The sequence below is a fragment of the Sphingobacterium sp. BIGb0116 genome, assembly GCF_024808035.1.
Lineage (GTDB): Bacteria > Bacteroidota > Bacteroidia > Sphingobacteriales > Sphingobacteriaceae > Sphingobacterium > Sphingobacterium paramultivorum.
The window spans coordinates 99481-116792 of sequence record NZ_JANUDT010000001.1; the positions used below are offsets into that span (position 1 = coordinate 99481).

Genomic DNA, 17312 nt, shown 5'->3' on the forward strand with positions numbered 1-17312 from the left:
CCTAAAAGATACATCCAGCAGCTTCATTTTCAACGTTATTTTGTCTTCTATTCAAGAAACCAGATTAACACGGATTTCTAATTCTTTTTTTCTAAGATGGCTAAAAAAGCACGTTTGACACCTAAGACTAGCAGTTACTTCTTTTCATGAACAATTGCTTTACCCGACTTTTCGAGCTCTTTCACAAAATCCCGCCCCCAGTAATGGATATCGTAGTGCTCAATATGCTCGTACAGCCTGCGCGCTCTGACCTGAGCCTCTCCGGGTTCCATGACCAAGGCTTTCAACAGTGCATCTTTCATGCTCTTACGGTCATAGGGATTAGTCAATATGGCATAAGGCAATTCGACCGAGGCACCTGCAAATTCTGAGAGCACAAGAATCCCGGGAGTCTCCAATAACCCATGGGTCGCAATGTATTCCTTTGCGACTAGATTCAGTCCGTCCCGCAGAGGCGTGATCCAGGCAATATCGCTCAGCGCATAGTGTTTGACCACTTCCTCAAAAGGCAAGGCCCTGTAAAAATATTGGATCGGGGTCCAGTTCATCGTTGCATATTTACCGTTGATCTCACCCACGGCCTGATTCACCTGATCCCGGATTTCGTCATAGATCGTCATCCCCTGTGATGGCGGCGTACAGACATTGACCAGTTCGATCTTGCCCCTAAATTCTGGGTATTCGGCCAGAAATTCACCAAAAGCCTGGATTTTTTCCAAGGGGCCTTTGACGTAATCCAGGCGCTCGATGGATATGATACGTGTTATTCCCGATCCGGCTTTGTTTTCTTTGAGGGCATTGATCTCGGTCTTAACCTTATCATCTGTCAAAATCTGTTCGATATGATCCCTGTTGACCCCCACCGGCTGTGCACCAAGCCTAATCTGCCGGCCATCCACCTCAATGATCTTGGTCATCTGATCGACGCCGAGCGCACAGCTATAGGTCAGGAACTGATTGGCGACATCAACTTTTTTGACCACTTTAAATGGTGTATGGCTACGGATCACATCCACAAAATTCTCCACATAACGCGGGATATGAAAACTGATAAAATCACAGAGCAGCAGGCTGCCGATAATCTCTTTGCGCCAGGGAATAATATTGAAAATATCTGCTGCCGGAAAAGCCGTATGATGAAAAAAGCCAATTTTCAGATCCGGGCGCATGGTCTTTAAAAAAGAAGGCACCATCCACAGATTATACTCATGGATCCAGACCAGCGCCTCCTCGTCGGCCTCGCGGGCAATCCGCTCGGCAAAGCGCTTGTTTATCATCAGGTAATGTTCCCAGTCCTCGTGGTTGAATTTTGCCCGGTCAACAAAGGAAAAGATCGTCGGCCAGAACGCCTCTTTGGAGAATACACGATAGAACTTATCGATATCCTCTTTAGACAGCGATATGGTGGAAGCGACCAGATTAGGGTACCGGCTTTCGTCCACCAACTGATTTGGAACCGGCTTTCCGTCCTGCTGGATGACTTCCTCCCCGATCCAAAGACCGGAGCGTCCCTTTTCAAATAAGCCCAGCAGCGAAGGAATGATGCCGTTCGGGCTTTTGGGCGTTACCCTTACCGTCTTGCCGTTTACCGACTCCTTTTCAAAAGGCAGCCGATGGTACACCATCACCAGCTGGTCTGATTTTTTGGATTTTCTTTTTTGAGGCACCGATTTTTGTTCCCCGCGGATCAGCTGCTGAAACGGGCGGTATTTGCCCATGTACTCCAGTATACCGCCCGCTCCAGCGGCCTCTGCGCTGTACGCTGTATCCAACTGATCAATGGCCTGCAGCAGCCCCGGCTCAGATTTTCCGACAGCAACACCACGAAAGCCGATCTCAAACAAGGCCAGATCATTCAGTGTATCGCCAGCTACCATCACATCATCTGGGTCAACGGCCAGAAATTCAACCAGCTTCTTTAATGTCGTCCCCTTATTGACCCCTCTGGGGAGCAAGTCCAGGTATTTATCGGCCGAAGTAATGATGTCGCAGTCGTACCTGTCCGCTACCTGCTGCACCAGGCTATGGTCCACGCCGGCTTCAAAATAAAAGGAGCTGCGGCGCTGCTGCGGTACATGCTGGTAATTCAACTGCGGTATTTCCTCCAGCGCCGCCCGGATGGCATAAGTCTGCGGCCATTTTTCCTCGATCTCACTCTGCAGCGGCTCAATCGCTTCCAGGCTATGGCCGTTAACGACCGTGGCGCCCACATCCGCAATAATGAAATCCGGCACCGGAATAAGCGGGTCGCTCAGCAGCGGCAATACCGACTCCAGCCCTCTTCCGGTGACAAAGACCAGCTGCATATTCGGGCTAGTTTTTATCAATCTATATAATCTGAGGCGGTCTTCCATCTTTCCGCCCAAAAAAGTTCCATCTAAATCTGTTGCTAATAGCATATTATTTTATATTACTTTCTAAAAGTTTAAATTCATCAATTGCGGCCATATGGTTGTATAGCACACGATATGTTGTCTGTAAGAGGGGCAAATTGAGCCCGAGGCTCGAGACTGTCGCCATCAGCCCCCGGGTTGCAAAATATCCCTCAGCGACCATGCCCATGAGTTGACGGGCTTCGAACACCGAATATCCCTGGCCAAGATATTTACCGAAAGTCCGGTTACGGCTATGCGCGGAGTAGCCCGTCACCAATAGGTCGCCCAAATAGGTCGAGCTGCCCAGTCGGACATCGGGCGCACCAAGGGAACGCAGCAACAGCCCCAGTTCGTCAATCGCATTGGCCACGAGCACCGCCATAAAGTTGTCACCGTAATGGAGTCCTTCGGCCATGCCACAGAGGATGCCGACGACATTTTTGTAAATAGCGGCGTATTCCACGCCTAGCATGTCGGGGCTATAGTTTACCTGCATATAGCTTGAAGCGAAGCCCTTGGAAATCTTACTGATAAAGGATTTGTTGGGACCGCACAGGGTCATATAGGTTTTCTTGTTCCGTGCGATTTCTTCGGCATGGCATGGTCCCGCAATGATTGCCTGCTGAAAATCTTCCAATTCAAAATACCTAGCGAGATAAGCACTGGGAAGCAAGTTGTCCGGGCCGACGGTTCCTTTAATAGCGGTGATCACAAACTTTTCGGCAAGGTCCTTTTTGGGGATTGCGGCGCAAACTTTGTCCAGATGCGCACTGGGCACGACGAAAAGGATTACTTTCGATCGGGCCACGATCTCGTCCAGCTGATCGGACGCATAAATTTTTGTATTGTCAAGTTTTAAAAACGATAGGTAGTCAGGGTTAACAGCATCCCGGTTTATCGAGCGCACCTGCTCTGAACGCCGCAAGTACCAGTTGGTATGAATGCTATTTTCTGTCAAAATTTTAACCAGGGCCGTGGCCCAACTCCCACCACCTATCACACTAATCTCATTCAAATCGTTGGGGGTTTTAAAGACGCGAAACAGAAAATTTTCGCCATCGGGTTATCTATTAATTTACCAATATACGTAAAAATTAATCAATAAGCAAACTTTAGGCGTAAAAACAGGGTTAAAGGGGTATTTTCCACGCCAAAATCCGTGTTTATATTTCTTCGTAAATTTGTTTGTTCATATGAAAAATTTAAACATGCTTAACTTCAGTGAACAATCATCAAGTTCAATTTATCAGTACATTTTTAATTTCTTTGCCAAATTGGGTTTACCCGAGCAGCAGGCACATATTGTTACGGCTGCCGGGTTACTTTTTGCTTTTGCGGTGCTGCTCTATGCACTCGACTATATCATGCGCAAAGTATTTTATTCCGCATTGAACCGGATTGCCCAGCGGACCTCGACCAAATGGGATGATTATCTGTTGGAAAACAAGGTGCATGTACGCGTGAGCCGTACCCTGCTCGTGCTGCTCACACGGCAGCTGCTGCCGGTGATCTTCGTTGGTTTTCCGGTGCTTACAGCGGCTATTGTCAAGTTTCTGGATATCGTGTTATTGTTCACCATCTACCATCTGGCCAATAGCCTGTTAAAAACCTGCCGCGATATTTTTCGTGGTTCAAATGCGTTTAAGGACAAACCCATCGACAGCTACCTGCAGGTGGTACAGATCTTTTTAATTTTTGTGATCGGTACACTGGTCGTTTCCCTGCTGACCGGCAATTCGCCCTGGTCCTTTCTGGTCTCGCTCGGGGCGGCGTCCGCCATCCTCATGCTCGTATTTAAGGACACTATCCTAGGCTTTGTGGCCAGTATTCAGGTGTCGGCGAATGACTCGGTCCGCGTAGGAGACTGGATAGAAATGCCCAAATACGGTGTGGACGGCGACGTGCTGCAGATCAACCTCAACAATGTGAAGATACAGAACTGGGACAAGACCATTGTCACCATTCCGACCTATACCCTACTGAGCGACTCATTTAAAAACTATCGTGGGATGCAGGAGACTGGTGGCCGTCGGATAAAACGGGCATTGAACATTAAAATGTCTTCGGTGCGCTACCTCAGTGCGGAGGAAATCACGGCATTAAAAACGATCCGGCTGTTGGCTCCTTATATCGAAAAAAGAGAGCGCGAGATTGCCGAGTACAATAAAACCTGGCATACAGACAGCTCCTCGCCCGTCAATGGTCGCAGGATGACCAATATCGGCCTGTTCAGGGCCTATGTACTCGCCTATGCCAAACATAACCCCAATATCCATCAGGAACTTACTTTATTGGTCCGTCAGTTAGCCCCTAGTGAATACGGTATTCCGCTGGAACTCTACATGTTTACCAAGGGGACACAATGGGCCTATTTCGAAGATACGATGGCCGATATTTTTGACCATCTACTGGCCGCCATTAAGCACTTTCACCTGCAGGTATTTGAACTGCCTGCATCCGACGACCTGCGGCTGCTCGGCGCGACGGCCCCCCGTTCCTAATTCGATGGCGGACTTTGTAGGTTACCTGAATGTAAGGTATGCGGTACAACCAGCAGCCATCAGAAATATAGCGGGAGAAGAAGAATGGATCAAAGAGACGATGATGTGAATACGGATATTTCGACCTTACTTGTCTTTATGTATCGATATGCGGTAGTATATTTCAAAAAGGCATTAAAAGAGGGTCCTATTAATACATTGGATGAATTTTCATTTTTGATTGTATTGATGACTTACCCAAGTTTGAGCAAGACTGAGCTGGTACAGAAATTAATCATGGAAAAAACTTCGGGTGTAGGTTATTAAACGCTTATTAAAAAACGAACTTATAGAAGAAATTTGACAACCCGAACTATAGTATTATATCGGTCAGTAGAATGGAAAATTATTCGAAGAGAACCAATTTGTTATCTGACTAGCCCTGAAAACCCGTATCTATTTTTCAGGGCTAGTCAGATTTATATAAGATTAGTAGGGCAGCAAGTTGGAAATTTCGGGCTTTGAGTTATCCATTTATGATCTCTCCTCCATTGGGATGTAAAACTTGACCGCTCATAAAATGTGAATCTTCGCTAGCTAGAAATAGAAAGCTTGGCGCAATTTCATTAGGCATTCCTGCCCTCTTCATTGGAGAGTCGCTTCCAAATTCGGAGTTCTTTTTAGGATCAAAAGATGATGCTATCAATGGTGTCCATACCGGACCTGGAGCGACAGCATTGACCCGAATTCCTTTAGCTATGAGATTTGCTGACAAGCTCCGTGTAAACGAAATTATTGCACCTTTTGTTGCAGAATAATCGATCAACTTTGGACTTCCTCGATAGGCTGTCACCGAGGATGTATTAATTATGCTTGCTCCCTTCTTAAGATAAGGTATGGCATACTTCGTAACCCAAAAATAGGAAAAGAAATTATTCTGAAAAGTCTTGATTAACTGCTCAGTGGAAATTTTTTCAATTGATTCTGTTTCCCAGTGAAGACCCGCATTATTAACAATAATATCAATTTTCTTATGCGCTTTTATTGCAATTTCAATGACTTTTTTACAGTGATTTTCTTTTCCCAAATCACCTTTAATCAGCGTACATTTTCGAGAGAAGGATTCAACCTCTTTCTTGGTTTGTTTTGCATCTTTTGTTTCACTAAGATAGGCTACAACAATATCGGCTCCCTCCTTCGCAAATAACAACGCTACAGCTTTGCCTATGCCACTATCTCCGCCGGTAATTAACGCTACCTTATCTTTTAATTTTCCTTCTGCAGGATACTTTAATGGAGAAGTGTCAGGAACTGGTGCCATATTCATTTCCAATCCCGGTCGCTTTTGCGTTTGCAGCGGTCGAATCTTTTTACTCGCTCCTTTTTTCATGCTACTTCTTGTAAATAATTATAAACAATTTCTGATTTCCAGTGCTACTTCTCTATTCGACTGTTAAACAAATAGTCCTTCTACCGAAGGACTATTCACTGTATATCAAGAAGGTACCTTTCTTGATTTTTCTCTCTCCCAAACACGGTGGCCTTTCATTACCGCTATAAAATCTGCTGTTAAATTGTCCGTGCTTTCGAAAATAACGCCTTTATCTTTTTTAATAAATGACTGATCAGCTAACCCTTCAGCATCTTTAGCAAATGCCAGGACCTTACAGTGTCGGTAACCTTCATTGATAAAATGGAGATAATCGGCATTTTGCGCAAGAGTCTTTACCGATTCGCCTGCTGGTGTGAAGAATGCATCGTAACAAACTGAGGCCTCGGTAAGATAGGAATGTTGAATATCTTCTTCCGTCCCTTCCATGAACCGGATCTTTCCGACATGAGATGCAATTAACACGGCCTGCGCTCCTTCGCTTTCAAGTACTTTTTTCATTTTATCTATCGAAGATTTGCTAGCCCCATTATCAACAAGGAAAGCGACCTTCCTACTCTTGATTGTACCCGCGCCGTCTTTTACTTTCATGCTCAAAGCAGCAGACTTATCAACTTCTGGTTTGACTGACTTGAGAGGATATTGAGGATGGTTCTGCCGTGCGAATTTGAGGGTTAATGGATCAAGTTCTTTTGGCGGGGTAAGCCCGAGGTTTGTACCAACATTTTTTGCTAATCCCTGGTCTATCTGATTCAAAATAGCCAGTTCTCGCTTTCGTATATTGACATCATTTACTTTCGAAAGCTCAAAACTCAGGGCATTGACCATGTGATCCTGTTCTTCAGGGCTCTGTGAATTAAAAAATAGTCTTGCTTGTGTAAAGTGGTCTGCGAAGGAATCTGAGCGGGCCCTAATTTTCGAGCCATCGATAGGTTGCTTATGGGATTCAAACCCTACCCCATCATTGAGCATTGCATGATAAGGACAACCCACAGCTTTGCTATTAGGGAAATAACTCACAGCACCTTTAGGAATCTCAGACCGCGCAAAACCATCTTTTTGGTTATTATGTTTGCCGGTCACAGGACGATTGATAGGAAGCTCATGGAAATTCGGACCACCTAATCGATAATTTTGGGTATCCATGTACGAAAATATTCGCCCTTGCAAAAGCGGATCATCCGAAACATCTATACCTGGCACTAACCTTCCGGGGTCGAAAGCGGCTTGTTCGGTCTCTGCAAAAAAATTCTCTGGATTGCGATTTAGTGTCATCGTTCCAATAATCTGAACAGGCACCAGTTCCTCTGGAATAATCTTTGTCGCATCAAGAATGTCAAACGAGTATTTAAATTCATCAGCCTCAGGAATCAATTGAACGCCGAGATCCCACTGCGGAAAATCGCCCCTTTCAATAGCTTCATAGAGATCTCTTCGATGAAAATCAGCATCAAATCCTGAGATCTTTTGGGCTTCGTTCCATGCGACTGAATGTACTCCTAATCTGGGTTTCCAATGAAATTTAACGAATGTGCCTTTTCCTTGGGCATTCACAAATTTAAATGTATGGACACCAAAACCTTCCATCATCCTTAAGCTTCGGGGTATGGCACGATCTGACATCGTCCACATGATCATGTGTGCAGATTCGGGCATCAGTGATACAAAATCCCAAAAGGTGTCATGTGCAGATGCCGCCTGAGGCATTTCGTTGTTCGGCTCTGGTTTTACGGCATGGATGAGATCTGGAAAATTCATCGCATCCTGAATAAAAAAAACTGGAATATTATTCCCTACAAGATCGTAATTGCCTTCTTCGGTATAGAATTTAACAGAGAAACCTCGTACATCTCTAGCAAGGTCGGTAGAACCTTTGAAGCCCGCCACAGTTGAAAATCTAGTAAAAAGAGGCGTTACTGTTCCTTTTTTTAAAAATGCTGCGCTTGTATATTGAGATAGGTCAGCTGTGGCTTCGAAAATACCATGGGCCCCTGATCCACGCGCATGAACGACACGTTCTGGTATACGTTCACGGTCAAAATGCATCAGCTTATCAAAATAAATATGATCCTGTTGTAATGATGGCCCACGCTCACCCGCCTTTAATGTATTGTTGTTGTCGGAAATAGGCACACCATCATTGGTGGTCATAATCTGCTGGGAATTGTCCACTAAATGCTGATCTATCTCAGCAGTTTTTAAATTCTTTTCTTTTTTCATATCCAATGCTGTTCTGATTTGATCCATCAGATGAACAAAACCAAAGTCTGAAAGGTTTGGCAGGTATTTACATTTATCTCAGATCAAAATTCCAAAATTTATGATCTGAGATAAGATCACTATACCTTAAACTTTGTAAGATTATGAATGGTATTATTGTTCATGGTACTGAGATTCATTATGGCAACATAGCTGAGTTCTTATTCAGCCGGGAATTGGTTACAAGGCGATGCCAGCAATAATCGAATTCCTTGGTGGCGAAAAAGCCTATCTGGCTACTTCAATATGATAAAAAAGAGGACAATTGGCAAGGAAGTTATCTGTTAAGGATATTCTTCAAAATGTGCAGATTCTTTTCTGTCAATCCGCTATAAGGAGATGTCAATACTAACCTTGATTTTAATGCTTGTGGCAATTCATTTAAGGATTTGTCATCGTCTATAATGACTATTTCTTCAGTTTGCAGGCCTTGACGCACAATCTGACCCAATATTTCATCCTTACGCGTATAACGATGGTTGACTTTCGCCACAACATCTTCCAACAGCGTAAGTAAATCTATACGAATATCCCTATCATGAAATATCTTTTTCCATTCTGCTATTGTATATCTAGAACGGTGCGAGCTAGAAAGGATCACCTGATCTTCCTCTGTAATGAATATAGTATTAAATGTCTCAACAGCTGCACTACTGAATACATAAAAGCCATCGGTTGCCTGCGCTACTTGCCTATGTGGATTGGCATGTACCATGACACCGTCTATATCTAAAAAGAAAATCATATTGCACGAAGCTAATAATTAATTGGGGCACTTCGACTCCCCTCGTTTACGATTTAATAATAAAAAAATATTAACCATAGATTGATAGTCGAGCCTAATTTTGTAAATTCAACGCATAAGCCATAGCATGAAACAGTTCATAAAACTATTCCATATCTCTGCCCTTACTATCCTTTTTGTCGGGTGTGAGGATCCATCTCGCACAAAGACAATGGATTTTGGTCTATTTACGCTTGAAGTTCCTTATAAATGGCGGCAAGTCAAACAAAATGGAATCGACAGTTATATCGGCGCAATTGCTGTAGGCAATACGGATACGCTCTACTTTGATCTGGGGTTGTATTCAAATAGTTTGACAGAACCAAATATTCAGGTTATCACGCGAGAGATGATAGAGGAAAATAACTTGGACTCCTCTGATTTTGTTGCTGTTAACGATATCATGTCAATGAATATTGATGCTGATCTATACAGAAAACAAAATGTGTCTTGGGATACGATCGATAATAGAAGAGCGAAAATCGTATTTCCGAGAATATCCGGGAGAGGAATGACTAGAGTGTACATTGGTAGCCTATGGGGAAACTCTTCAAAATTCCGATTTAATCTTCAAGGTTCAAACCTGAAAGCGCAAACAGAACAGGATCTTCTTAAAGCGATAAAGACATTGAGATTCCACAAACGTAAAATGGATAATGAAGAAAATTAACGCTCCCCTATTTGTACATCTCAGTTTTATGGCTTTGACATTTTATGTAATATTAACAGACAATGATTGGCTGAGATATTTTACGAAGAATCTAAATTTTAACCTGATTATTTTTGGATTGCAAGTTGCAGGACTTATTTATGCAGGATACCTACAAGCGGAAAGAAATAAAAAGATATTCTCCATATTCCGGCCAGCATTGACTGGCTTGATAATACTTATATTGTGTATACTCATCACGGGAAATTATCAGTTTAATAATAATATAGATATCACCATTTTATGGGTGATTCTTGAGGCTTATTACATAGCATATGATGTTTTAATAGCTGGTCTCTTCAAGGAAATCCCGCTCCCATTGAATATAAGTCGGCAATTCCAAGTCACATGCATTTATATTATTCTCTCAGCCATATTTCCCTTGATCGGGTACGCGGTCTTTAAATTGAAAAGAGATACTTTCAACATGTAAATTAGGAATCTATGGAAGATAATTGCAATAAATATGGTCTTTCAAGTGCCATGGGACCAAAATTAAGGGAACTAGTACAAATCCAACTTGCGGATGAACTAAATAGTTTATTGGATATGAACTTTAAATTTGATTTTGAGTGGTCAGAATCCTGTAGATTTTTTCCAGACTTATTGGGACCAAATAACAGTTTGGCAAAATGATAGGGAACTATTTTTAAAAGGGCTTTTTCGCAAAGGCTACATACCAGGAGGAGTGCGATAGGTCATGATTTCCGTACCATTAGACTTTTTCACAATCTCCTTTGTATTTCTAAGTATTAATGTATGACTTCCAAGTTTGCTATATGATACAAAGTCTCCATCCGGAGTTTGTTTGCATATAACAAACATATGCCAGCCACCATCTGCTGGAAGTGAGATAATCACCTTTTTCCCAGACTTCAATTCTTTTTCTATCGTTTGAAAAAGGCTGTCCAACGGAAAGTTTGAATCCCGGGGTAAAACAAATTTTTGAGTAAAAGTAATACCGTATAATTCTTTATTGTCAAAATCCCGGAAAGAACCATCTGCTTTGTTTTGCCATTCCTTTTGTAAGCCGTAAAAATCAAAATCCACCACTTTATAATACTTTAGGATCATTTCGACAGCAGATGGAATGCAGGACATTTGAAAGAGTTGATTGTGGTTATTTATGACGGTATCAAAAAACTCAAGATTATCGTCTTTTTGTGTTTGAGCCTTCGAATGAAAAACAAAAGATGTGGACATTAACACAACTAAACTTAAGAGAACCTTTTTCATAATTTAAATTACTTTTGATTGTAAGATAAGATAATACTTCACTACAAATGAGGTGCAATGCTGTACGTCATGATTTCTGTACCGTTAGACTTTTTCACAATTTCTTTTGTATTTCGAAATATCGTTGTATGGCTACCGTGCTTGCTGTAAGAAACAAATTCGCCATCCGGAGTTTGTTTATAGACGACAAAAATGGACCAACCTATTTCCACCTGAAGTGCGATAATTACCTTTTTCTCAGATTTCAATTCATTTTCTATCGCTTGAAAAAGACTGTCCATGGGAAAACTTTCATCCCGCGGCAGATTAAATTTCTGGGAAAAAGTAATTCCGTATAATTCCTTTTTATCAAAGTCGCGGAAAGAACCATCTGCTTTGTTTTGCCATTTAATTTGCAAGTCATAAAAATTAAAATCCACCACTTTGCAATACTTTAGCACCATTTCGATTGCGGAAGGGATACCTGAAGCCGGAAAGATTTGATTGTGGTTGTTTACAACAGTATCAAAAAAATCGTAATTGCTGTTGTTCTTTGTTTGTGCCTTCGCATGAAAAATAACCGCTGTGGATATTAGCATGACTAAAATAAAGTGCATCCTTTTCATAATTAACGTATTTTTTGATTAATTGAGCCTCCACGTGGCAGACAACAACTTTGATATGTGGAAGTAACAAAATGGAGCAGCTTGCATTAAAATCTTCATTGGTTATCTGATGTTTTCTCAAATATTTTGAGATATCGTTTAAAGTTTTACAATTATAGAAAAATACATTAAAAGCAAAAATTTTAGTAGCCTTTCTGTCTCAATTTTTTGTCGATTTTTATCATTATTAAGCCGCTGTGAAGGGCAAATAAGAATGTATTGTTCAGACAGTCAAAAGTGGAGTTTCGGGCCTTGTCTCCCTGTGGCAGGAAAAATACTGGGAGGGTTATAAAGGAATAAAGAGCTTTTAAATAATCCAAACTATGAGCATCAAAAACATAGATTTTTCTTACATTGGTAGTTATAAATGAAACCAAAGGAAGAAACATATCGTAGTTTCAGAATTTCTGCTCCTAAAGAGTTTGAAACAGTGTTCTCTCATTTCTATTATGCTGAAAACAAGTTTGAACATACCATAACCAAAACCCTTCTCCCTTCTTTTCAAACCATTATGGTTTTTAATTTCGGAGCTCGGGCATTTTTGATTTCCAAGCAAAAAACAAAAATCGAAGTTGACAAATGTATCGTTTTGGGCCCTATTAAATCAGCATTTGAATACAGCCTTCCCCCCGATTCCATTATCCTAGTTGCTAATTTCAAGGCTGATGCATTTTATCGTTTTTTTGGCAAAGCATTTCTATCTGATCATTTGCCTGTTCACCCAGATGAAGCTATGGAAGAAAATTGTTTTACCCGTTTATGGTTTCAATTAGATAGTATTGCCTCCACAGAAGAAAAGGTAGACCATATTCTTAATTTCTGCAAACCCTATCTCAATCAGCAGAATGCCACCTCTACGCTATTGGCTAATTTCAGATCGGATACGATGAACTCCATCAAATCCATTGCTGAAGAAGCTAGACAAAGTGAAAGAAACATCCAATTGATCCATAAAAGGCACTTTGGCTTCAGTGCAAAGGAAGTGAATCGATACCATCGTTTTGTTAAAGCCATTGAATTGATTCAGCATACAGATTTTTCTAAAGAAAAGATCAACTGGTTTGAAATCATCGATCAATGTGGTTATTATGATCAAAGCCAGCTTATTCACGACTTTAAACATTTCATTAATCTTTCGCCTAAGAATTACCTAAAATTCCAGCAGGATATTTGTCGGGCTGGTGAATAACCTATTTCGTTTTCTTACAATTTTTGAGGTGTTCCCTATTTTACTTTTGTACTGTTCAATCAATTAAAAGTAACAGTATGAAACATCTTATTATTTACGCCCACCCCAATCAGGAAAGTCTGAATGCTCAGTTTAAACAATCTATTGAAAACGTTCTGCAACAACAGGAGCATAAAGTAATTACCAGAGACCTGTATCAACTGGGATTTGACCCTGTATTATCATTGGAAGATATGGACGGACAACGAAAAGGTTACGTTAATGAACTTATCAGACGAGAACAGGAGTATATTTACTGGGCAGATGTGGTCACCTTTATCTATCCGATTTGGTGGACCGGCATGCCGGCCATTATGAAAGGGTATATCGACAGAGTATTCAGCTACGGGTTTGCCTATCGTTATGATCAGGGAATACAAAAAGGATTATTAGCCGGAAAACAGGCTATAATTCTCAATACCCACGGAAAATCCCACGAAGAATATACCGCTATCGGTATGGATAAAGCATTAGTACTGACATCTGATAAAGGTATCTATACCTACTGCGGTTTTCAGATCAAAGAGCATCTCTTTTTTGATAAAGCTGACCGGGCCACTCCTGAAGTCGTTGAAATGTGGCTTGCTACAATCAAGGATGTATATACGATTATGGATCCTCAACTTTCTACTCATTAAAACTGATGTATTTTGCTTATGAGGGGTTCATGGCTTGGGAGTAATGTAACACTTGCCCAAAACATCGAAATAAAAGGCAGGATTTTGAAGATCCTGCCTTTTTTCTGCTTATTTCCTGATCCAAATCCCCTGCCCTTTTGAACAAAGTTAATTAGGCCTTTTGAACAAAACAGAACACATTGATCCGCCCTAATTTTGTCTCAGTAATAACAATTAAATATATCCAAAATGGAAAAGAATAATTATCAGGGAGCTCAACAACAACCTATAGGTTCGGGCTTCAATGCAAAATCAACAGCTAATGATGTGATTCAAAACATCGATCTTACCGGGAAAACAGCTATCGTAACAGGTGGCAACACAGGGATTGGACTGGAAACCACAAGAATACTCGCCGCAGCCGGAGCTACCGTAATTGTCGCTGCACGTGATATCGACAAAGCAAAGAAAAATCTGGAAGGAATATCCAATATTGAAATTGCAGCAATGGATCTAATGTCTCCCGCCTCTATTGATACTTTCGCAGAAAATTTTGTCGCTTCAGGAAGACCTTTACATTTACTCATTAACAATGCAGGTATTATGTGGGTCCCTTTGCGTAGAGATGAACGGGGTATAGAATCACAACTCGCTACCAACTATTTAGCCTTGTTCCAGCTCACCTCCAGATTGTGGCTTTCCCTTAAAAAAGCCAACGGAGCACGAGTGGTTAATGTTTCCTCTCATGGTCACCATTTCGCACCTTTTAATTTTGATGATCCTAATTTCCTTCACAGAGAATATGAAACTTTACAGGGCTATGGACAATCCAAGACCGCAGTCAATCTTTTTTCAATGGAATTAGACGCACGAGGACAATCTGCTCATATCAGAAGCTATGCGGTTCATCCCGGTTCTATCGGCGGAACAGAATTGGGCAGAGAAGCTCCATTGGAGCTATTCCAAAAAATGGGTTTTGTGGATGCAGACGGTAATATGTTACCCGAAGTAGCCGCATCGCTAAAAACGATCCCACAAGGAGCTGCCACAACAGTATGGTGCGCAACAAGCCCTATGCTTGATCATATTGGCGGCGTTTATTGTGAAGATGGAGATATCGCAGTAGTCTCATCAGATATTACTGCCCAAAAAGGGGTAAATCCCTATTCACTGGATGAAACCAACGCCAAAAGACTTTGGAAACTCACCGAAGAGATGACAGGTATCCGTTTCAATCCATAAATCCGGTTAAATCTACCCATTAAATGTTCTATTTAACTTATTGTGTTACGTATTTTAAAATATAAAAAAATGAAAAATTTAAAAGATAAAATAGCGGTATGCTACCGCTAATAAACTAAAAGAAAACGGCGCTGATATGATTCACTACTTAACAAGCGAAAATGCAGGTTTCCCGACCGGAGCCAACTTTCTGGTGGATGGCGTACAATCTATCTAGAATTAATTTCAAGCATAAAAGAGAGGCAAGATGGCCCTTCTGCCTCTCTATTTTCAACAATGAACTTTTCAACAAAGTAAATTATGTTATTTCTTATCTTTACCTTATTGATTTCTTTCATAAAAAAGCAAAAATCATGGAATACCAAGCCCGATACATTACCGAAGATATAAAGCTTTCCAGCTACGAAGACCAATTTTTTAAATCGGACATTATGTTTGACCAACATATGTTGGTCTGGTTTCTTTCCGGAGAAACCAAGATTGTACAGGCTGATGCCACCTATCTATTTGGAAAAGGGGATATCTTTTTAATTCCCAGAAACCAATTGGCTACAATAATTAATTACCCTAAAGATGGCGAACCTCACAAAACGGTAGTCATGCATTTATCATTAGAAACATTAAAAAATTTTTATGCTGGTAAGACAATAGATCCCCAACCACAAAATTCACCGAAGATTTTTTGTTTCAATAATCATCCTCTCCTGGAAAGCTGCCTTGCTTCGCTTATCCCTTATTTTGACATGAAAGATATCCCTGAGGATATTGCTGCGATTAAAATTACCGAAGCCATCAGCATTCTCAGAACCTTGGATAAAAGGATCGATCAATTACTTGCTAATTTTGAAGAACCCGGAAAGATCAACCTAGTCGATTATATGGAGAAGAATTTTATGTTCAATCTTCCGCTGGAAAAGTTTGGTTACCTCACTGGCAGAAGCCTCACAACATTTAAACGGGATTTCAAAAAAGCATTTACCATGACCCCACAACGATGGTTAACTTATAAACGTTTGGAGCTTGCCTATTATCAACTAACAGAACAGAAAAAAAAGCCTCTGGAAGTTTGCTATGAGGTAGGATTTGAAAACCTTTCCCATTTTTCATTCGCCTTTAAGAAGCAGTTCGGCTTTGCACCAAGTCTGCTGAAAAGTATTTCCTGACGACAATTCAATTTGAATTGATCAAAATCCATTGCTTAATCCCTACTACGCTTTTCGAGTACTGAAACAGATCCAGTTATTTCGTAAAAATTTGTATGAAACCGTTGGAACAATATTCCCATTATTCTTTATTTTTAGACTATGAGTGATTATACTATTTCGCTTGTGCCTAGCGTGTCCAGGTACGCTTTTGCTGAAATTGCTGTAGATGATATTTTAAAGTGGTTAGTTTCGAAAGATATCGTCAAAGCTGAATTATCGGAATGCACACTGGGCAACCAATTCAATATTCCCAAGATATTGGTTTAAAAGAATGGTGGCTAGGGGAACCTGTACTTGGACATCTAACGTATTTGATAATCTATTTTTTCAATGACAACGCAATTTTGGCTAGTTGTATCGGTAAGCTGGCGTCTAAATGATCTTCCTCCATCCAGATTGCTGATAAGCCTACCCATGCAATTACCCAGTTTAACATTCTGTCAAAATCAATATTGGTTTCTTGGCCAATTACCTCTATTTGCCTAACTAGTCTATCCTTGTCTAAAGCAACTTGTCTATTAGGGTTACACAGTATGTTTGCAAAGTCGAAGGCTCTATCGCCATATAATGCTTTTGGATCTATTGCTACCCAACCCTTAAGATCAGAATAAAGAATGTTTTCATGGTGAAGATCTCCATGAAGCACACAGTGTTCGGTTTGGTCGGAAAGTAATCTAATAGCCACTAAAGAAGACTCTTTTAACGTTTCATCGGAGAAGTTTGTTTTATTTAAAAGTGGGGCAAACCAATCCATTAGAGAAATTAAGGGTGGTAATTCTTTTTCTTGAGGACGATGTAGCTTATTCGCGGTCTGACAAATGATTCGAGTTGCTTCGTTGTCTTGGTCTTGCTTTACTAAATTTATCAATGATATATTATTTTCATTTTCTATTCTTTCTAATAGAATCGCTTTAGAATCTACTTCTAAAACTTTGGCTGCAGCTTTACCATCCCACCACTGCAAAAGTTTTGACGCGCGAAGTTCTTCTTCTATAAATGGAATTTTCAGCATTGCTCTTAATCCTTTATAAACACAGGGCTGTAATAAGCTTGAATTTGTTCTAAAACTTGCTCCGTCCTGTGTAAGATTCCATTTATTGATATATAACGCTAGTATAGGTGCAGTCATTTAATGGTTTTATA

Annotated in this window: 17 protein-coding genes; 9 read left to right on the plus strand and 8 right to left on the minus strand. The window is 40.9% G+C overall.

Features of this window, described 5'->3' with window-relative positions; translation table 11 throughout:
- Positions 1-134 precede the first annotated feature (134 nt).
- Together ggpS and M2419_RS00535 are read right to left on the minus strand one after the other, a co-directional pair.
- Positions 135-2399: a glucosylglycerol-phosphate synthase gene (gene ggpS, locus M2419_RS00530; RefSeq protein WP_259254021.1), complete on the minus strand. Its 2265-nt coding sequence runs from the start codon at positions 2397-2399 to the stop codon at positions 135-137.
- A gap of 1 nt (position 2400) precedes the next feature.
- Complete coding sequence (locus M2419_RS00535) at positions 2401-3390, minus strand: NAD(P)H-dependent glycerol-3-phosphate dehydrogenase (RefSeq protein WP_159732563.1); 990 nt, start codon at positions 3388-3390, stop codon at positions 2401-2403.
- A gap of 178 nt (positions 3391-3568) precedes the next feature.
- Between M2419_RS00535 and M2419_RS00540 the strand changes: the two genes are divergently transcribed.
- Both M2419_RS00540 and M2419_RS00545 read left to right on the plus strand, forming a co-directional pair.
- Positions 3569-4876, plus strand: coding sequence for a mechanosensitive ion channel family protein (locus tag M2419_RS00540; RefSeq protein WP_259254023.1), 1308 nt, complete (start codon positions 3569-3571; stop codon positions 4874-4876).
- A gap of 84 nt (positions 4877-4960) precedes the next feature.
- Positions 4961-5182, plus strand: a complete 222-nt coding sequence (locus M2419_RS00545; protein WP_153848649.1) for a hypothetical protein — start codon at positions 4961-4963, stop codon at positions 5180-5182.
- A 199-nt stretch (positions 5183-5381) separates the two neighbouring features.
- Here M2419_RS00545 and M2419_RS00550 read toward each other — a convergent pair whose 3' ends face one another.
- The 3 genes from M2419_RS00550 to M2419_RS00560 form a co-directional block, all read right to left on the minus strand.
- Positions 5382-6245 (minus strand): SDR family oxidoreductase, encoded by an 864-nt coding sequence (locus tag M2419_RS00550; protein WP_153848650.1) that lies wholly within the window; start codon positions 6243-6245, stop codon positions 5382-5384.
- A 105-nt stretch (positions 6246-6350) separates the two neighbouring features.
- Positions 6351-8465, minus strand: a complete 2115-nt coding sequence (locus M2419_RS00555; protein WP_153848651.1) for a catalase — start codon at positions 8463-8465, stop codon at positions 6351-6353.
- A 316-nt stretch (positions 8466-8781) separates the two neighbouring features.
- Positions 8782-9249 carry an HAD domain-containing protein gene (locus M2419_RS00560; RefSeq protein ID WP_153848652.1) on the minus strand — a complete coding sequence of 156 codons (468 nt, stop codon included), beginning with the start codon at positions 9247-9249 and terminating at the stop codon, positions 8782-8784.
- 127 nt (positions 9250-9376) lie between these two features.
- Between M2419_RS00560 and M2419_RS00565 the strand changes: the two genes are divergently transcribed.
- Both M2419_RS00565 and M2419_RS00570 read left to right on the plus strand, forming a co-directional pair.
- Positions 9377-9958, plus strand: coding sequence for a hypothetical protein (locus M2419_RS00565; protein ID WP_153848653.1), 582 nt, complete (start codon positions 9377-9379; stop codon positions 9956-9958).
- Positions 9959-10441: 483 nt separating this feature from the next.
- Positions 10442-10633, plus strand: a complete 192-nt coding sequence (locus M2419_RS00570) for a hypothetical protein (RefSeq protein WP_153848655.1) — start codon at positions 10442-10444, stop codon at positions 10631-10633.
- A 36-nt stretch (positions 10634-10669) separates the two neighbouring features.
- On the opposite strand, the gene M2419_RS00575 is transcribed toward M2419_RS00570, so the two are convergent.
- Together M2419_RS00575 and M2419_RS00580 are read right to left on the minus strand one after the other, a co-directional pair.
- Positions 10670-11233: a hypothetical protein gene (locus tag M2419_RS00575; protein ID WP_153848656.1), complete on the minus strand. Its 564-nt coding sequence runs from the start codon at positions 11231-11233 to the stop codon at positions 10670-10672.
- 41 nt (positions 11234-11274) lie between these two features.
- The gene (locus M2419_RS00580) at positions 11275-11838 is read right to left on the minus strand and encodes a hypothetical protein (RefSeq protein ID WP_153848657.1); all 564 of its coding nucleotides are present in this window, start codon (positions 11836-11838) and stop codon (positions 11275-11277) included.
- A gap of 406 nt (positions 11839-12244) precedes the next feature.
- Here M2419_RS00580 and M2419_RS00585 point away from each other — a divergent pair, with 406 nt between their 5' ends.
- The 5 genes from M2419_RS00585 to M2419_RS00605 all read left to right on the plus strand — a co-directional run bounded on the left by M2419_RS00585 (position 12245) and on the right by M2419_RS00605 (position 16436).
- Complete coding sequence (locus M2419_RS00585) at positions 12245-13066, plus strand: helix-turn-helix domain-containing protein (protein WP_153848658.1); 822 nt, start codon at positions 12245-12247, stop codon at positions 13064-13066.
- Positions 13067-13143: 77 nt separating this feature from the next.
- Positions 13144-13743 (plus strand): NAD(P)H-dependent oxidoreductase, encoded by a 600-nt coding sequence (locus M2419_RS00590; protein ID WP_153848659.1) that lies wholly within the window; start codon positions 13144-13146, stop codon positions 13741-13743.
- Positions 13744-13971: 228 nt separating this feature from the next.
- Positions 13972-14964, plus strand: coding sequence for an SDR family NAD(P)-dependent oxidoreductase (locus M2419_RS00595; RefSeq protein WP_153848660.1), 993 nt, complete (start codon positions 13972-13974; stop codon positions 14962-14964).
- A gap of 353 nt (positions 14965-15317) precedes the next feature.
- Positions 15318-16127 (plus strand): AraC family transcriptional regulator, encoded by an 810-nt coding sequence (locus M2419_RS00600; RefSeq protein ID WP_153848853.1) that lies wholly within the window; start codon positions 15318-15320, stop codon positions 16125-16127.
- 141 nt (positions 16128-16268) lie between these two features.
- Positions 16269-16436 carry a hypothetical protein gene (locus M2419_RS00605; protein ID WP_153848852.1) on the plus strand — a complete coding sequence of 56 codons (168 nt, stop codon included), beginning with the start codon at positions 16269-16271 and terminating at the stop codon, positions 16434-16436.
- Positions 16437-16488: 52 nt separating this feature from the next.
- Here the strand turns inward: M2419_RS00605 and M2419_RS00610 are convergent, their stop codons facing one another.
- On the minus strand, positions 16489-17298 hold the full coding sequence (locus tag M2419_RS00610) for an aminoglycoside phosphotransferase family protein (RefSeq protein ID WP_153848851.1): 810 nt from the start codon (positions 17296-17298) through the stop codon (positions 16489-16491).
- Between the last annotated feature and the right edge of the window lie 14 nt (positions 17299-17312).